This window comes from Pseudomonas matsuisoli, from assembly GCF_014647635.1.
GTDB classification, from domain to species: domain Bacteria; phylum Pseudomonadota; class Gammaproteobacteria; order Pseudomonadales; family Pseudomonadaceae; genus Pseudomonas_P; species Pseudomonas_P matsuisoli.
In genome coordinates, this window is sequence record NZ_BMPO01000002.1 from 613,072 (window position 1) to 629,809 (window position 16,738).

The window sequence follows — 16,738 nt, forward strand, 5'->3', positions numbered from 1 at the left end:
TGCTAGATGGCTGCAAACAAAAAGAAAGAGTTGATCATCGGCGCTGTCATGCTCGCCGTCGGGGTCGTTTACCTGGTTCTCACCGCACGGCTACCGAGCCACGATGGGATCGACGCGACCTTCGTACCTTATCTGCTGGCCACGACCCTGTGCGTCCTCGGCCTGCTCCATCTGGTAACGGTGTTCAAGGCACCTCAAGCCGTGGAAGGCACCAGCGAAGAAGGTGAAGGCGCACCTGAAACCATCAGCGTAAAAACGGTCATCGTGACCCTCGCCCTGATTGCAGGCTACGTCGCTTTGCTGCAACACGTGGGCTTTCTGATCATGACCGTGGTGTACCTGTACCTGCAGTTCCTCGTGCTCACGCCAGTGACACAAAAGGCTAACCACATCGCTTATGCCGCAATCGCCGTCGCTACATCGGTCGTCATTTACTTCTTGTTTCGGGAAGCCTTCGACCTCTTGCTGCCGTCCGGCCTGCTGAATTTCTAGGAGCCATCCTCATGTTAGATCTACTTGCGGCTGGTTTCGGAGCCGTATTCTCGGCTCAGATTCTTATCCTTATGGCCATAGGGGTAGCTGTCGGTATCGTGTTCGGTGCGGTGCCGGGGCTTTCGGCGACCATGGCGGTCGCGCTGTGCTTGCCGCTTACCTTCACGATGGGACCTCAGGCGGGCCTGTCGCTGCTGGTGGCGCTTTTTATTGGCGCAACCTCCGGCGGTTTGATATCAGCCATTTTGCTCAAGATTCCAGGGACACCCTCCTCCATCGCTACCGTGTTCGACGGCGGTCCGCTGATGGAACAAGGGCACGGCGTCAAGGCTCTCGGTATCGGCATCGTTTTCTCATTCTTGGGTACGATCTTCAGTATCGCGGCACTCATGTTCCTCGCTCCTCAGCTTGCGAAAGTCGCGTTGCGTTTCGGTCCACATGAATATTTCGCTATTGCGGTCTTCTCTCTCACGTTGATAGCGACACTTTCCACCGGCTCAATGGTGAAAGGGTTGTTCGCGGGCGCGCTTGGCTTTGCCGTATCGACCGTGGGTATCGCCCCTGTCGATGCCATCAGACGATTCACCTTCGATTTTGCCGAGCTCAACGGCGGCTTTGCCATGTTGACGGTGATGATCGGGATGTTCGCCGTAGCGGAAATTATCAAGGTTGCCGAAACCGGTCGGACGGCGAGCCAGGGCAAAGCGCGGTCGGTCAGCATGAAAAACATCAAAGGCTTTGGCTTTTCGATGAAGGAGTTTCGCGAGCAAATTCCGAATGCAACTCGCTCAGGCTTCATCGGGCTCGGCATCGGCATTCTGCCTGGCATTGGGGCAGGCACCTCGAATATCGTTTCCTATATCATCTCGAAGAAGCGTGCGAAGAACCCAGAGACCTACGGTAAAGGCAACATTGGCGGCGTCGTAGCCAGCGAGACCGCGAACAACGCAGGTATCGGCGGCGCGATGCTTCCGCTTATGACCCTCGGAATTCCCGGCGACACCGTCACAGCGATCATGCTCGGTGGGTTCCTAATCCATGGCATCCAACCGGGCCCGCTGCTGTTCATCAGCCAGGGCCCGTTGGTGTACACCATTTTCGCTGCGCTCATCGTCGCGACATTCATGATGCTGTTCATGGAGTTCTACGGCCTGCGGATCTTCATCAAGCTCCTGGACGTGCCGAAGCATATCTTGCTACCGATCATTCTGGTCCTTTGCGTCGTCGGCGCCTTTGGCTTGTCGAGCCGCATCTTCGATGTCTGGTCGATCCTGCTGTTCGGTCTGCTGGGCTATGGCTTCGTGAAAGCGGGAATACCACCGGCGCCGTTCATCATCGGCTTCATTCTTGGGCCAATGGCGGAAACCAACTTGCGGCGCGGTCTGATGCTGTCGAACGGCAACTTCTTCGCGTTCCTTCAGAACCCCATCGCTGCGGTGTTCCTCGGATTGGCAGTAGCCTTCATCCTCTGGCATGTCTACAGCGCCATGCGGGTGAAGAAGAGTTCGGTGGACCAGATACTGCGTACCTGAGCCGCCGAGGCATTCGAAAAAGCCGGACACTTGCATCCGGCTTTTTTGTGCCCGAAATTGCACTTTCCTTATTAGCAATCCTGATGACCATATATTTATTCTTCACTTCTCCTCATAAAGCCGAACTGCTATGTTTCGACACCCTTCCGGGTATGTTCGGATTCGTGGATCGAGTCGTAGAACTCGCACAATAAATACATGCCTCGCATGCGCAAACCGTGGGCGCATGGCAGTAACCGCCTGACTGACAGGATCACCCAATGTACGTTTACGACTCATACGATCAGCGCATCGTCGAGGATCGCGTCAAACAGTTCAGAGATCAGACACGCCGCTACCTTGCAGGCGAACTGTCTGACGAAGAATTCCGCCCGCTGCGATTGCAGAATGGACTTTATATCCAACGCTACGCACCTATGCTGCGAATTGCCGTTCCGTACGGCCTGCTTTCGTCGCGCCAGGTTCGCAAGCTCGCGCAGATCGCGCGCGATTACGATAAGGGTTACGCGCACATCAGCACCCGGCAAAACGTCCAGCTCAACTGGCCGGATCTTGAAGACGTTCCGGATATTCTCGCTGAGCTTGCGACGGTGCAAATGCACGCGATTCAGACCAGCGGCAACTGTATCCGCAACACGACGACCGATCAGTTCGCCGGCGTTGCGCGCGATGAGGTGATCGATCCGCGACCGTGGTGCGAGCTGATTCGGCAGTGGTCCACGTTCCATCCGGAATTCGCCCACCTTCCCCGCAAGTTCAAGATCGCGGTCAATGGCGCCGCGCAAGACCGTGCCGCGATCGAGGTCCATGACATCGGGCTGGAAGCGGTGAAGAACGCTGCCGGCGAATTGGGCTTCCGGGTGTCCGTAGGTGGGGGGTTGGGGCGAACGCCGATCGTCGGCAGCTTCATCAATGAGTTCCTGCCCTGGCAGCACCTGTTGAGCTATCTCGAAGCGATCATTCGGGTTTACAACCGCTATGGTCGACGGGACAACAAGTTCAAGGCGCGCATCAAGATTCTGGTCAAGGCACTGACCCCTGAGGTGTTCGCGGAACGCGTGGACGCGGAGTGGACCCATCTGAAAGACGGCCCAACGACGCTGGACGATGCCGAGGTCCAGCGCGTGGCGCAGTTCTTCGTGGATCCAGACTACCGTGCGCTAGTTGACGAAAATGAACGCCTGGAGGGGCTCGATCGCGAGCACCCGGGTTTCGCGCGCTGGCGCTCACGCAACGTCGTGCTGCACAAGAAGCCTGGCTACGCGGCGGTCACCTTGTCGCTGAAGCCCACAGGCGTCGCCCCAGGAGACGTCACCGACAAACAGCTGGATGTCATCGCCGATCTCGCCGACCGCTATAGCTTCGGTGAAGTGCGCAACAGTCATAACCAGAACATCATTCTCGCTGACGTGGAACAGCAATCGCTATTCGACCTGTGGAACGAGCTGCGCGAGAACGGCTTCGCTTCTCCAAACATCGGCCTGTTGACCGACATGATCTGCTGCCCAGGTGGCGACTTCTGCTCGTTGGCTAATGCCAAGTCGATCCCGGTCGCTGAATCCATACAGCGCCGTTTCGATAACCTGGATTACCTGTTCGATCTCGGTGACATCGACCTGAACATCTCTGGATGCATGAACGCCTGTGGCCACCACCATGTCGGGCACATCGGCATTCTGGGTGTGGACAAGAAGGGTCAGGAGTTCTACCAGGTGTCCCTGGGCGGCAGCTCCGCACGTGACGCATCGCTTGGCCAGATCCTCGGCCCATCGTTCGCGCAGGACGATATGCCGGACGTCATTGGTAAGGTCATCGATGTGTACGTCGAACGCCGTACCGAGGAAGAACGCTTCATCGATACCTTCCGCCGTATCGGCATCGATCCATTCAAGGAGCGCGTTTATGCAGCGAATCATTAAGAACGATCAGGTCGTCGATGAGAGCTGGCACCTGCTCCCTAAGGACGCCGACCTGGCGACCCTGTCCAACAGTGACGACGTCATCGTTCCGCTATCGCTATGGCTGGAACACGGGCATGCACTAAGGGCACGCGACGGTGGGCTGGGCGTTTGGCTGGATGCGGGCGAAGAAATCGAAGAGATTGCTGAGCAGCTGGATCGCTTTCAGGTGATCGCGTTGAATTTTCCGGTATTCACGGATGGTCGGCACTTTTCGACTGCGCGACTCCTGCGCGAGCGCTATGGCTATAAAGGCGAAGTCCGTGCGATTGGGGACGTTCTGCGAGACCAGCTGTTTTTCATGAAGCGCTGCGGTTTCGATGCCTATGCCGTCCGACCCGACCGTGATCCCTACGATGCCTTGCAAAGCCTGCAGGATTTCTCCGACTCCTATCAGGCTGCAGCGGACCAACCGCTTCCACTTTTCAGGCGTCGAAACGCCTGATGTCAGAGTCTATTGGATCCCGCCGCAATGGCGGGATTCTGCTTCTGTAGTCTCGACTTAGGAAAGGTTGACTAAGACGCGCCCGACCTGGCGTCCCGCCAACATATGACTGATCGCACCTGGCAATTCTGGCAGCGTAATTTCCGTGGCCAGCGTCTCCAGGTTGTCGAGCTTCCATTGCAGGGAAAGCTTGTCCCACATGGACGCCTTCGCGACCAAGGGCAACTCGACCGAATCCACACCCAACAGGTTTACACCGCGAAGAATGAACGGCAACACGCTGGCTTCAAACTTGGCCCCCGCCGTCAGGCCACAGCACGCAACGCTGGCGCCATGCTGCAGGGACTTCACGACGTTGAATAGGATATCGCCACCGACGGTATCGATTGCGCCCGCCCAATACTCGTTGAGGAGCGGCTTACCTTTGCCATCTTCCGCCGTGGCACGATCGAGTATCTGACGCGCGCCGAGCGTGTGCAAAAACGCGGCTTGCTCCTGCTTGCCGGTGGACGCCGCTACGGTGTACCCCAGGCGAGCAAGTAACGCGACAGCGACCGTACCGACGCCTCCAGACGCGCCTGTGACAAGAACAGGCCCAGCGTGCGGATCGATACCCATGTGTTCGAGCTTGTCGACACATAAGGCAGCTGTCAGTCCGGCCGTTCCGAGAATCATGGCCTCCCGCAGCGATAAGCCCTTTGGTCGCTTGATCGCCCAAGAAGATGGGATGCGAATGTACTGGCCGAAACCGCCGGGTGTATCCATCCCCAAATCGTAACCGGTGACGATCACCTCGTCGCCGGGTGCGAAATCGCCGCCGTTCGCCTGCTCCACTACGCCGGCGGCGTCGATCCCCGGCGTGTGGGGATAATGACGCGTAACACCCTTGTTTCCGGTAGCCGACAAGGCATCTTTGTAATTAAGCGAGGAATACTGCACACGGATGAGGAGATCGTTGGGTGGAAGATCATCCACCCTCCGTTCGACGATGCCTTGGTCGAAGGTGTCGTGTGCGCCCTCGGTCACGCGAAACGCTTTGAACGACTGCGCCATGAAACCTCCTTACCAAAAACGCTGTTGGTGAAAACGGCTCAACCATGTCAGCAGCGTACGGTCCAGCACCCCGCTAGCGGCAACGCCGAAACGCTCTGGCAGACTCTTCTTCTCGACATAGCGCAACTGGAACAGTTCGGCGTCCCCAGCGCGCTCCGCAAGATATTCGTCACTCGTCCGTAATTCGTCCACCAATTGCTTACCAAGCGCAGCCTGGCCTAGCCACACTTCACCCGTTGCGACGTCATCAATCGACAACTGCGGGCGGTAGCCCGCCACGAAGTTCTTGAACAACTCATGAGTAGACTCCAGATCTTCCTGAAATTTCTCTCGGCCTTTCTCGGTGTTTTCACCGAAAACTGTAAGCGTGCGCTTGTATTCACCCGCGGTTAGCACTTCGAAATCGACGTCATGCTTCTTGAGCAGACGGTGCACGTTTGGTAACTGCGCCACGACACCGATCGAGCCAAGGATGGCAAATGGCGCGCTCAGAATCTTATTGCCGATACAAGCCATCATGTATCCACCGCTGGCGGCGACCTTATCGACGCATACGGTGAGGGGAATGCCGGCCTTGCGTATGCGCGCCAATTGGGACGCCGCCAAGCCGTAGCTATGGACCATGCCACCACCGCTTTCTAGGCGTACGACCACCTCATCACGCGGTGTCGCGAGTTCGAGCAAAGCCGTGATTTCGTGTCGGAGGTGCTCAGTCGCTGACGCTTTGATATCGCCATCGAAATCAAGCACGAACACCCGCGGCTTGGCGTCTTCCTTCTTCGCCTGTTTGGCGGCTTTCGTTTCCGCTTTGCGCAGGGCCTTCAGCTTGTCTTTGTCCAGAAGGGTCTGTTCCAGGCGGTGGCGGAGGTCTTTGTAAAAGTCATTGAGCTTGAGTACATCAAGGTGGCCGCCCGACGCGCGACGTCCCCGACCGCGTAGCGCAGCGATGACTGCCACGATAATCAGAATCGCCACGACGATCGTGACTGTGCGGGCTAGAAAGCCGGCATATTCCGCTAGAAACTCCACGTATGACCCCTTAGGCTAGTTCGATCTGGTGTCTGGTACCGCAAGCAGCATACCGGGGCGTCTTCAAGGCAGCCAGCGTGGCGGGCTCGACGTACCGGTTCGCCCTTTCAAACAAACGTATGAACGCACATTGACACGGCGCCTGCGTCCACCCTACGCTCGCTCGATGTTCGGCTTGGCCGAACCCTTCGCTATCAAGGAGATCAATGTGAGCACTGTCGCTGAAGTCACTCAAAAACTGCAATCGCGCTTCAATCCAAGTGCCGCAGCGGGCCTTGACCTGATTTTCCAGTTCAATCTCGAAGATGGCGAGAACTACTACCTCGCCGTCAAAGACAGCACGTGTGATCTGGTCGAAGGCGACGCTGCGGATCCTAACGTCACCTTGATCATGGATACCGAGACGCTTCGTGGCATCGTCAGTGGCGAAACCGACGGTATGCAGGCCTTCATGAGCGGCCGGTTGCGCACGGAAGGTGACATGATGCTGGCTATGAAGCTGGGTGAGCTATTCCCACGCTAAGACGGCAACGTATAGCGCCTCTAAAAGCGGTCCCCCGGCGCTTTCCCAATTGCGTGAGCGTCGGCAGTTGTTTTGCACGTTGTTTGGCGTCGATCGAACGGGTCGTTCTACTCGATCGGCGCATCGTTTAACGCGGCAACGATGGCTTTTCCTCGCCCATGCGACCAGCCCGATAGGTGTCGATGAGGTAGCGGGAAATGCTCATCGGTCCGGGCAGTTGTGGCAAGTCACGCAGCGAGAACCACTGCGCATCCTCGATTTCCTCCGGCTGTAAGACGATATCCCCGCCTTCGTATTCCGCGTGGAAGCCAAGCATCAGCGAATGAGGAAAGGGCCAACTCTGGCTCGCGAGGTATTTCAGGTTTCGCACCTGAACACCGACCTCTTCGGAAACCTCGCGATGTACGCACTCCTCGATGGTTTCGCCTGGCTCGACGAAACCTGCAAGCGTGCTGTAGACCCCTGGTAAAAAGCGTGGCGACCGAGCGAGCAAGACGTCATCGCCACGTGTCACGAGAACGATCATGCTGGGCGATATGCGTGGATATTGCCGCAAGCCACAGGCTGGACATCCCCTCGCCCGCTCGCCGTTAATGCCCAACGTTGCTGTGCCGCAGTGCCCACAAAAGCGATGATGACGCATCCACGTCGCGATTTGAGCCGCATAGACCAACATTCGATAAGCATGTCCATCTACCGCGTTCATCATCAGTGGCCTAAGCGGCGACCACTCGGTATCGCTGATAACGACCGCGCTATCTAGTTCATAGACGAAGATATCTATGCCATCGTACGTACCAATCCCTTGCAGCTCTGCTCGAGGCAAATCCAGCGTAGACAGCCATGCCCGGTCGAATAGCACGCCTTCCGACCCAACGAGAAACCCCTCCGGGCTGTGAACCAAGGCTTTCCCACCCGGCGTTTCAGAGTCCAACCAAGCGGGTTTCCACACGTTGAGCTTCAAGCCGCAGCTGCCTCCTCGTACAAGGTCTGAACGCTCTCAGCCGCCAGATCAAGGATTCGTGGCCTCAATTGGCGACCATGACTGCCTGACTCAAGAAAGTATTCAAGACTCGTGAGCGCATCAGCCAGTGCTTCCATCGTCCGGACCGCGGGAAGGCTATGCCCTTCGAGCATGCGAGTCCGGATGAAGTCTTCGCATGAAGAAACCAACTCTGCCGCACGTTGCTCGCCCAAAAACCAAAATCCACCGCGTACCGCCTGCAGCGTTTCTGGAACGCCAGTCAAATACTGCTGATCACCTTGGGTATCCATAAAGGTACTGATAGCACTCCGCGTGCGCGCCAGACCATTGAGCGCCTCGCTTAAAACCGACTCCCGAGCGGTAACGAGTTGATTCGAAAGCAACGCGTCGGCAGCTTCAAGCGATGAAGACGAGATATTTTCGCGCTCCATGCGAGAAATCTGCCCCTCGATATCCAGTAACGCATGCGCAAGGTCTGCAGGCGCGTTTGGCGCCATGATTGTCTCGTTATCGGGCATCAACGCATGTACACGTGTCATCAACGATTCTGATTCACTACGAAGATCGACCATCTCCAGCGTTTTCGCCAAGCGAGTAACGCGGGTCACGAGTTCAGTAAGCCCTTCAGCGTCGGCCACGCCCCGCTCGATCAGGTCCAAAAGGTCTTTGATCCCGGAAACTTCTTCGCCGATCGCCGAGGCAAGGCTACGCATCACCTCCTGCCCGGGCTCGGCGAGCCGGGCATATTCCGCTTCGAGCTCGTGGTCACTAAAGGGCAAGGCAGGCAGTTTGAAGACGTCGCGTAGCTCGACGCTGCGTGGGCCTGACGCATCGGACAGTGCAACGAGGTATAGCAAGTCTTTCAATAATCCGCCGGGAGCCTCATGAGCACTGTTACCAATACAGGCGCGAACTTGCCGGTCGACTTGCGCAAGCATCATCTTGCGCGTGGTGCGGGAGAGCAATTTACCTTCGCGTAGCGATTCGAGCGCCGCCGCGGCAATCCAGCACAAGCGAACCGCAGGCTCTGATTCAAAACTGTCTTGCAGCCGTACCAGGGCGCGTTCCATTAGCTGGAGGCTTGCTTGGGTATCTTCGCTGCGACAGACGCCGAGAAGCCCGATCTGATACATGTGCCGTAGACGAGGCAGATCCTTATACGCATCTGGACTCACGGCTTTCGCGAGCGCGCTGGGTCGGCTCTTATCCATCGGCACGCTAAAGAAAAAACTCTCTGGAAGTGGCGTCATGCCGCCGGACGTCCGAACGTTATTGATGGCCGGCAGAAGCAACTCCGGGGCACTGGTATAACGCGAGTCGAGGCTTTCAAGGTGGCGGCGTAGGATGTGCAGCCCCGCGCCAAGGGCCGCAAGCTGCTCATTACGGTCTTCTCCAGCGCCTGCCGGAATCCCCATTGCGAGGCGCATCATTTCCTGCACCAGCAATTGCGCGCTTGCCAACTCAATGACGTCCAGGATGCCGCGAATCTGTTGCAAGCCATCGATGGCTTCCTGCAGCGGAAGCCCATCCTCTCGGTCGAGGATGAAGCGCTCCAGACTGTTTTCAGTCTGAGCGATGGTTTCGTATAAGCCTTGGCGTACCAGTTCGATAGGCGAGCCCATCATGTCAGCTAACTCCTTTCAGCACGACAACGAGTCGGATCTCCACGACTCGAGATAAAAGAGACGGCGTGTCTGTCGATGAATACAGAAACAGCGAACCGCTCGGCGCAAGCGGCCCGAAGAAGTGAACGGCATCTCACGGTCGATGACTATAGCAACAGCGCAACGGATGCGAAATGCATCTAATGCTCTGAGACGTGCCGCCTATCACTCAATGACGCAATCGACAGTATTGACCCTTCGGTCACCGTCCGAGGTTATTTCCAGCCCGTGCACGTCGGCATCGAAGCCTGGGAAACGTTCGTCGAAATGCTCGGCGAACGCTAGATAGTCGATGATCGACTGAGTCGCGTCGGTAAAACGCTCCCCCGGCATGATCAGCGGTATACCGGGCGGATAAGGCACAAGCATGACTGCGGCGACCCGGCCTTGCAGCGCTTCGACAGGGACGGCCTCTACTTCACCCTTAACGAGCTTGTCGTACGCATCAGCAGGTGTCATGGCGATCTCGGGGAGTGCGGTGTACATGCGTTTCATGACCTTCGCGGTCCCGTTCTCCCGGTAGAAATCGTGCAGCCGATCGCACAGATCGCGTAGGCCAAGCGTGTCGTAGCGGCCCGCACCGATACGCGCGACCGAGGGCAATACGTCCGTCAGCAGCGCATTGCTGTCATAGCTGCGCTTGAACTCGAGCAGTTCGGTCAGCAGCGTGCTCCACTTGCCCTTGGTGATACCCATCGAGAACAACACGAGAAACGAATACAGCCCAGTTTTCTCGACCACCAAGCCGCGTTCCCACAGAAACTTGCTGACGACTGCGGCCGGAATACCGCGGTCGTCGAGCCGACCTCGCGCGGTTAGGCCCGGCATTGCCAGTGTTACCTTGATCGGGTCCAGTAGCGCGTAGTCTTCGGTGACGTCGGAAAAGCCGTGCCAATCAGCATCCGGCGCGAGCACCCAGTCCGCAGTCGCCACTTCATCAGCGCCATTCACGTCGGCGGGTTGCCAGATCGAGAACCACCAGTCATCGGCTGCGAAGCTGCTTCCAAGGTTCGCCAGTGCCCGGCGGAAACTCAGCGCCTCGTCGAACGTTTCTTGGATGAGCGAGCGTCCAGCGGGCCCTTCCATCATCGCCGACGCTACATCCAGCGAGGCCAGGATGCTGTATTGGGGCGAAGTCGAGGTATGCATCATGAACGCTTCGTTGAATCGGTCACGATCGAGCGCCCTCACCCCGCCATCCTGCACATGGATCATCGACGCCTGACTGAAGGCGGCGAGGAGTTTATGCGTCGAATGTGTCGAGAACGTCAGTGGTGCATTCTCCACGGACGTCGGCCCCATGCCGAAGCGACCCGCGTAGAACGCATGAAAAGCCGCGTAGGCGTACCACGCCTCATCGAAGTGCAGGACCTCGACCGTACCGGAAAGCTCGCGCCGAATGAGTTCAGCGTTGTAGCACAGCCCGTCATAGGTGGAGTTGGTTACCACGGCCAGTTTGATCTTGGGCGCACGACCGCGCGCAAGCGGGCTGGCCGCTATCTTGGCCTCAATGGACGCCCGACTGAATTCGGCGAGCGGAATCGGCCCGATGATTCCGAGGGCATTGCGCTCCGGTAGCAGATACAGCGGGATGGCCCCAGTCATGATGATCGCGTGCAAGATAGACTTGTGACAGTTGCGATCCACCAACACCAAGTCATTGCGGGCAACCATGCTGTGCCAAACGATTTTGTTCGCTGTCGAGGTGCCGTTGATTACAAAGAACGTGTGGTCCGCGCCGAAGTTACGGGCTGCGCGCGCTTCCGACTCAGCCAGTGGGCCCGTGTGATCCAGCAGTGAGCCCAGCTCGGGTACCGACACCGAAAGGTCCGAGCGCAACGTGTTCTCACCGAAGAACTGGTGGAAGGCTTGTCCTACCGGACTCTTACGAAACGCGACACCCCCGCCATGCCCCGGCGTATGCCACGAATAATTGGATTGCGACGTATGCTCGACCAGCGCCTTGAAGAACGGAGGCAGAAGGCCCGCGAGGTAGTTTCGGGCTGCACGGGACACCTGGCGCGCGAGGAAGGGCACGGTGTCTTCGAACAGGTACAACAATCCGCGCAGCTGATTGAGATCGGCCATTGCTTCGGCAGGCGCGTTTTCGATGGTGACCTGTTCACCCAGTGCGAAAATAGGCACCTGGGGGGCGCGCACACGAGCGCTTCGGATGATTTCGACCATGTCCTGCAGCAGCCGGCGGTCGTCACCCGCGCCCTCAGCCGCAACGAGAATGCAGGCAAGTCCGTGGTGAGTGGAAGCAACGATTCGCCCTTCTGCCGAACTCGCAGTCAACAGGATAGAGAATCCGTCGCGCTCGAGTTCTTCAGCGATTCCCCTAACCCGCTCGCCGGCAACGGTGTCGGCTTTGATATCCCGATGGACGATCAGTACTGAAAACTTCAAGTCTTTGTACATGCTGACAATCCTATACAGGGCGTGGATTTCGGCAGGTTCGCCTACTTGCCGAATCGATCGTCCAGATTTATCTCGGCGCAGTCCCGTTTCAAGCCTAGGCTTCGGCATCCCATTTGGCCCAGAGCACAGAGCCGGCGGCCTTCTCGATAGCGGCAAGGCGAACGCTGTGCGCGGCCATCTCGTCGTCATTGGCAACGATGACGGTGGTGCGCGGACGATCGGCGGGCAGTCGTCGTATAGGACTGGCGACAGTGCGTCCGGAACCGTCGCTGTCGGCGCCTTCTCCCGCCAATGACAAATGCGTTTGCCCACCGGTCATGGCCAGGTAAACGTCAGCCAGGATCTCCGAGTCGAGCAAAGCGCCGTGCAAAACGCGGCCGGAGTTGTCTATTCCATAACGTTTGCAGAGCGCGTCCAGACTGTTTCGCTGCCCTGGATGGCGCTCACGAGCCATCGCCAGCGAGTCGAGCACCGTGCAATGTTGCGCGATGTCGGCGCGATGGGTCTGGCCCGCCTGGGCGAATTCCGCATTGATAAAGCCCACGTCGAACGCCGCGTTATGGATCACCAGCTGCGCGCCTTCAATGAAATCGAAGAACTCGTCGGCGATATCCTTGAAGCGCGGCTTACCGATCAGGTCATCATTGGTAATACCGTGAACCGCGATGGCACCTTCGTCGATTTCGCGATCCGGTTGTAGATAGACATGAAAGTGCCGTCCCGTCAGACGCCGCCCGATAATCTCGACGCCACCGATTTCGATGACACGATGCCCATCGGTCACCGGCATACCGGTCGTTTCAGTGTCCAGAACGACATATCTGTTGGCTAACTGTTCACTCATATTCCGCTTATCGAACCTACTGTTTTATCCGCCCAAGCCAACCAGGGAGCGCCCTTGGCGCCGGACGTTGAAAAAATGTAACACGCGACCACGGAATGATCCGCCGCGCCTTGCGCACTCGTCGGTCAGGCGATGTTCTGGCGTGCCTCGACAACGCCACGATTGGCCAGCAAATCCGCGCGTTCATTGCCTGGATGCCCGGTATGGCCGCGCACCCATTGCCACTCGACCTGATGGCGTCCGACCTGTGCGTCGAGCTGTTGCCAGAGATCCGCATTTTTGACGGGTTGCTTGGCAGCCGTTTTCCAACCGCGCTTTTTCCAATTGGGCATCCATTCGCCGATACCCTTCATCACGTACTCCGAGTCAGTGATCAGCCGGACCTGACAGGAACGGTTAAGCGCTTCCAATGCGCGAATGGCGGCCGTCAGCTCCATCCGATTATTGGTCGTGTCATTTTCCCCGCCCCAAAGCTCACGCTCGCTTCCTTTGTAGCGCAGCCAGGCGCCCCATCCGCCAGGGCCTGGGTTACCCTTGCAGGCACCATCGGTATAAATCTCAACAACATCATCACTCATTTGAACGGCTCGGTATCTCTGCGGCTAACCTTAGCGACCGGCAAGGGTAACAGTTTGCCCATGGTTTCTCTGCGTTGCGGGCGCAGCGGGCGTAGGCCCATCACCAATTTGCGCGCAACCAGCACGTAATAGCCTGCGCCCGTGCCTTGCAGCGTTTCGCCCCAACTCTCCATACCAAGCAGCCGGTTCTGCCACTTTTCCGAGGAAAACGGCGGTCGATAACAGCCGTATCGGCGACGCTCCAGCGCAAACCCGAGCAAGTTGAGCCAGTCACTCACGCGATTCGCCGAGATACAGCGAGCCTTCCTATAAATGCCTTTGGAAAACGTGCGCCGAACGCCCCAGCTGCTCCACGGATTGACGCCAACGATCAACAGGTGCCCACCCGGCCTCACGCTGCGTGCAGCCTCGCGCAACAGCGCATGGGGCGAAAGTGAAAAGTCTAGGCCATGCTGCATGACGATGACGTCAGCCGCATGCTCGCAGAGCGGCCAGGCTTGTTCTTCGCAGGCAATCTCCACACCAGGTAGCGGCGCACCAAGCCGGACGCAACGCTGAATCTGCGGTGCCCGGGGCGGCGCCGCAGCAGCCGGGCCGTAGTGGACCATGTATCCACCAAAGTACCGCGCAAGCTCCTGCTCGACTTCCGTCCGTTCCTGCTCCAGAAGAAAGTGCCCAAGCGGCCCCTCGAACCACTCGCGTGCGCGTTCTGTCAGTGCGAGCCATTGTGGGTCGGCCTGGGCAAACGCTTGTTCGGTCATGGACGATTCCTCTCGCCGAAGGGTTTTGGAGCAACAACCGCGTCATCCCACGATGGCATCAGTCAGGGTGCGTACGCCAGTTCGCATTTCGTTGGAAACCAGGCACTACCTGGAGGTCTATCATGGGACATCAATTCTGTACGCGAGTGATCCCATGATACAGATCCAAGCCCTGCCCGCCTTCACCGATAACTACATTTGGCTTCTGACCGACCCGGAGCATCGTCGCTGCGCGATCGTGGACCCCGGTGACGCAGTGCCGGTCCGGAAATGGCTGGACGAAAACCAGGGTTATCAACTGGAGCACATCCTTTTGACCCATCACCATCGCGATCATACGGGCGGCGTTGTCGAACTCAGGCGCCTTACCGGCGCGACCGTAACCGGGCCTGCGAATGAAAACATCGAGGGGATCGACACGTATGTGCGCGAAGGCGACGACGCCACTGTCCTCGGTCAGGCTTTCCGGGTGATCGCCGTTCCCGGGCATACGCTCGATCACATCGCGTTTTATGGACTAATCGACGAGCAACCCGTCCTATTTTCCGGCGACACCCTATTTGCGGCGGGGTGCGGAAGACTGTTCGAGGGAAGCCCGCAACAGATGCATGAGTCCCTGCAAAAGCTCAATGCGTTGCCAGAAAACACACGGGTCTACTGCGCGCATGAGTACACCCTGAGTAATTTACGCTTCGCTGCCGCGGTTGAACCGCAAAACCACGCGATTGCGGCACGCCTGCGCCAAGTGGAGAACGACCGCGCGTCATCGCGCATCACCGTTCCTTCGTTGCTTTCGCTTGAGCGCGAAACCAACCCCTTTCTTCGCGCCGAGGTTGCTGCGGTTCGGGACCAAATCAAATTGCAGAGAAACACACGTTGTGGAAGTGAGCTGGAAACCTTCGCCGCATTACGCGCATGGAAAGATGAGTTCTGATTCGCGCTTTCGCCAATGCAAACAGGCCTTAGCTTGACCCCTTAACGAAGCGGTCCCTAGAATCGCGGCCTTTTTGCAGAAAACGCCGCCGGTCCAATGTCACTAAAGCGCAACCAGCCCCCATCCGAACCGGAGGCCTGGACACTCAGATTTAAGCTTCCGGTGGCTGCAGCGATGCTGAGTGCGCTCGTGGGATGCCAAAGTACGCCCCAGCCTGATGACTCGATTCCATTAGGTCAAACCACTAAGCGCATCGTGCAAAAGGACCCACGTTGGCTGTCCGACGAAACGCTGAAAAACGCCGAGGAAGAGGTCCTGGTACCGAAGGATCTCTGGGATCGAATGCGCAATGGATTTGCACTGCAGGACTTGACCGGCAGTAATCCTCGAATCGAACAACAGCGTCTCTGGTTTGTCAGCAAACCCTCCTTTCTGGAAAGCGCCAGCACCAACGGCGGCCCCTACATCCACTACATCGTCGAACGCCTTGAAGAGCGCAAAATGCCTCTTGAACTGGCGCTGCTGCCGGTCATCGAGAGCGCCTACAACCCATTCGCCTACTCGCGGGCCCAGGCCGTAGGGCTTTGGCAGTTCATTCCATCGACTGGCCGCCACTTCAATCTCGTACAGAACAGTTCGTATGACGGACGGCGCGATATCGCCGCATCGACCGATGCAGCGATCAATTACCTGACTTATCTGCACGAAATGTTCAACGGTGATTGGCTGCTGGCCCTGGCGGCCTACAACGCCGGCGAAGGCACCGTTAGCCGGGCTATGGAACGAAACCAGAAGCTGGGCCTGCCCACCGACTACTGGAATCTACCCCTTCCCAAGGAAACGCAAGATTACGTTCCAAAGCTGTTGGCCCTTTCAGAACTCGTTATGTCGCCTGACGCCTACGGCATTGCGCTCGACTCGATACCTGACGAACCCTTTTTCGAAACCGTCGAAGTCAATCGCAGTATGAAGCTTGCACGTGTAGCGGCGCTCGCGGGCATCGATGAGGACGTGTTGTACCAACTCAACCCCGCGTATAAAAAGAAGCAAACACTGGACGGCCCACAGCAGCTTCTCGTCCCAACCGACAAAGCCCAAATGCTGGCCGAAAGCCTCGCCCAGATCGCTGTGCCCGCCGATACGGTCGAAGCGCGCGTGCGTCCCCAAGCGCGCCCCATCACAGCGGGCGTACAAACCGCGTCCCTCACAAACGTCGATGTTCAGCTGCGCAAAACGGTCGCCCCGAAGGACCCGGTCGCCTATTACCGTGTGCGTAAAGGGGACACGCTGTATCAGATCGCCCGGCGCTTCAAGGTCGAACTCAAGGCGCTGCAGAAGTGGAATCCAACGCTGAAGAGGACGCTTCAGCCGGGCCAGATCCTCACGGTTCGTCGAAACTGACGAATTAACAGGCTCGATTCGAACTGCTACTGTACGGCCCAGCCCGCAGAGCCTTATCGATGAGTACTGACGTCTGAGCCTTCCAGTCCCGCCTTTTTTGTTATGTCGCCACAACCGG

General features: G+C 57.9%; 15 protein-coding genes. 7 read left to right on the forward strand and 8 right to left on the reverse strand.

Going from position 1 to position 16,738, the window contains the following annotated elements; genetic code table 11:
* Positions 1–6: 6 nt before the first annotated feature.
* The 4 genes from IEY47_RS06120 (at position 7) to IEY47_RS06135 (ending at position 4,427) form a co-directional block, all read left to right on the forward strand.
* Positions 7–492, forward strand: coding sequence for a tripartite tricarboxylate transporter TctB family protein (locus tag IEY47_RS06120; protein WP_188982263.1), 486 nt, complete (start codon positions 7–9; stop codon positions 490–492).
* A gap of 11 nt (positions 493–503) precedes the next feature.
* Positions 504–2,024 (forward strand): tripartite tricarboxylate transporter permease, encoded by a 1,521-nt coding sequence (locus tag IEY47_RS06125; RefSeq protein ID WP_188982264.1) that lies wholly within the window; start codon positions 504–506, stop codon positions 2,022–2,024.
* A gap of 260 nt (positions 2,025–2,284) precedes the next feature.
* Entirely contained in the window at positions 2,285–3,943 is a 1,659-nt protein-coding gene (locus IEY47_RS06130) for a nitrite/sulfite reductase (protein ID WP_188982265.1), read from the forward strand.
* On the forward strand, positions 3,927–4,427 hold the full coding sequence (locus IEY47_RS06135) for a DUF934 domain-containing protein (protein WP_188982266.1): 501 nt from the start codon (positions 3,927–3,929) through the stop codon (positions 4,425–4,427). Before IEY47_RS06130 ends, IEY47_RS06135 begins: the two co-directional genes overlap by 17 nt.
* Positions 4,428–4,484: 57 nt before the next feature.
* Here IEY47_RS06135 and IEY47_RS06140 read toward each other — a convergent pair whose 3' ends face one another.
* Positions 4,485–5,480 carry a YhdH/YhfP family quinone oxidoreductase gene (locus IEY47_RS06140; RefSeq protein WP_188982267.1) on the reverse strand — a complete coding sequence of 332 codons (996 nt, stop codon included), beginning with the start codon at positions 5,478–5,480 and terminating at the stop codon, positions 4,485–4,487.
* 9 nt (positions 5,481–5,489) lie between these two features.
* Positions 5,490–6,509: a protease SohB gene (gene sohB / locus IEY47_RS06145; protein ID WP_188982268.1), complete on the reverse strand. Its 1,020-nt coding sequence runs from the start codon at positions 6,507–6,509 to the stop codon at positions 5,490–5,492.
* Between the two features lie 208 nt (positions 6,510–6,717).
* Here sohB and IEY47_RS06150 point away from each other — a divergent pair, with 208 nt between their 5' ends.
* Positions 6,718–7,032, forward strand: a complete 315-nt coding sequence (locus IEY47_RS06150; RefSeq protein ID WP_188982269.1) for an SCP2 sterol-binding domain-containing protein — start codon at positions 6,718–6,720, stop codon at positions 7,030–7,032.
* 127 nt (positions 7,033–7,159) lie between these two features.
* Here IEY47_RS06150 and nudC read toward each other — a convergent pair whose 3' ends face one another.
* From nudC to IEY47_RS06180, 6 genes are all read right to left on the reverse strand, one after another.
* Positions 7,160–7,996 (reverse strand): NAD(+) diphosphatase, encoded by an 837-nt coding sequence (gene nudC / locus IEY47_RS06155; protein WP_229779253.1) that lies wholly within the window; start codon positions 7,994–7,996, stop codon positions 7,160–7,162.
* Positions 7,993–9,642 (reverse strand): FimL-related protein, encoded by a 1,650-nt coding sequence (locus IEY47_RS06160; RefSeq protein ID WP_188982270.1) that lies wholly within the window; start codon positions 9,640–9,642, stop codon positions 7,993–7,995. The genes nudC and IEY47_RS06160 overlap by 4 nt, the downstream gene beginning before the upstream one ends.
* A 204-nt stretch (positions 9,643–9,846) precedes the next feature.
* A complete protein-coding gene (gene ldcA / locus IEY47_RS06165; protein WP_188982271.1) occupies positions 9,847–12,102 on the reverse strand; it encodes an Orn/Lys/Arg family decarboxylase in 2,256 nt (751 codons plus the stop codon).
* A 94-nt stretch (positions 12,103–12,196) separates the two neighbouring features.
* Positions 12,197–12,946, reverse strand: coding sequence for a DNA polymerase III subunit epsilon (gene dnaQ / locus IEY47_RS06170; protein WP_188982272.1), 750 nt, complete (start codon positions 12,944–12,946; stop codon positions 12,197–12,199).
* Positions 12,947–13,071: 125 nt separating this feature from the next.
* Positions 13,072–13,524: a ribonuclease HI gene (rnhA, locus tag IEY47_RS06175; RefSeq protein ID WP_188982273.1), complete on the reverse strand. Its 453-nt coding sequence runs from the start codon at positions 13,522–13,524 to the stop codon at positions 13,072–13,074.
* Positions 13,521–14,285, reverse strand: coding sequence for a class I SAM-dependent methyltransferase (locus IEY47_RS06180; protein ID WP_188982274.1), 765 nt, complete (start codon positions 14,283–14,285; stop codon positions 13,521–13,523). Before IEY47_RS06180 ends, rnhA begins: the two co-directional genes overlap by 4 nt.
* Positions 14,286–14,439: 154 nt before the next feature.
* Between IEY47_RS06180 and gloB the strand changes: the two genes are divergently transcribed.
* Together gloB and IEY47_RS06190 are read left to right on the forward strand one after the other, a co-directional pair.
* On the forward strand, positions 14,440–15,219 hold the full coding sequence (gene gloB, locus IEY47_RS06185) for a hydroxyacylglutathione hydrolase (RefSeq protein ID WP_188982333.1): 780 nt from the start codon (positions 14,440–14,442) through the stop codon (positions 15,217–15,219).
* A gap of 174 nt (positions 15,220–15,393) precedes the next feature.
* Positions 15,394–16,620: a transglycosylase SLT domain-containing protein gene (locus IEY47_RS06190; RefSeq protein WP_229779258.1), complete on the forward strand. Its 1,227-nt coding sequence runs from the start codon at positions 15,394–15,396 to the stop codon at positions 16,618–16,620.
* Positions 16,621–16,738: the final 118 nt, after the last annotated feature.

What these genes read in the sequence shown, in the direction of transcription:
- dnaQ (WP_188982272.1), bottom strand. Translation starts at nt 12,946, where the DNA reads ATGAGTGAACAGTTAGCCAACAGATATGTCGTTCTGGACACTGAAACG.
- IEY47_RS06160 (WP_188982270.1), bottom strand. Translation starts at nt 9,642, where the DNA reads ATGATGGGCTCGCCTATCGAACTGGTACGCCAAGGCTTATACGAAACC.
- IEY47_RS06130 (WP_188982265.1), top strand. Translation starts at nt 2,285, where the DNA reads ATGTACGTTTACGACTCATACGATCAGCGCATCGTCGAGGATCGCGTC.
- gloB (WP_188982333.1), top strand. Translation starts at nt 14,440, where the DNA reads ATGATACAGATCCAAGCCCTGCCCGCCTTCACCGATAACTACATTTGG.
- IEY47_RS06135 (WP_188982266.1), top strand. Translation starts at nt 3,927, where the DNA reads ATGCAGCGAATCATTAAGAACGATCAGGTCGTCGATGAGAGCTGGCAC.
- rnhA (WP_188982273.1), bottom strand. Translation starts at nt 13,524, where the DNA reads ATGAGTGATGATGTTGTTGAGATTTATACCGATGGTGCCTGCAAGGGT.
- ldcA (WP_188982271.1), bottom strand. Translation starts at nt 12,102, where the DNA reads ATGTACAAAGACTTGAAGTTTTCAGTACTGATCGTCCATCGGGATATC.
- IEY47_RS06180 (WP_188982274.1), bottom strand. Translation starts at nt 14,285, where the DNA reads ATGACCGAACAAGCGTTTGCCCAGGCCGACCCACAATGGCTCGCACTG.
- IEY47_RS06190 (WP_229779258.1), top strand. Translation starts at nt 15,394, where the DNA reads ATGCTGAGTGCGCTCGTGGGATGCCAAAGTACGCCCCAGCCTGATGAC.
- IEY47_RS06120 (WP_188982263.1), top strand. Translation starts at nt 7, where the DNA reads ATGGCTGCAAACAAAAAGAAAGAGTTGATCATCGGCGCTGTCATGCTC.
- IEY47_RS06140 (WP_188982267.1), bottom strand. Translation starts at nt 5,480, where the DNA reads ATGGCGCAGTCGTTCAAAGCGTTTCGCGTGACCGAGGGCGCACACGAC.
- IEY47_RS06125 (WP_188982264.1), top strand. Translation starts at nt 504, where the DNA reads ATGTTAGATCTACTTGCGGCTGGTTTCGGAGCCGTATTCTCGGCTCAG.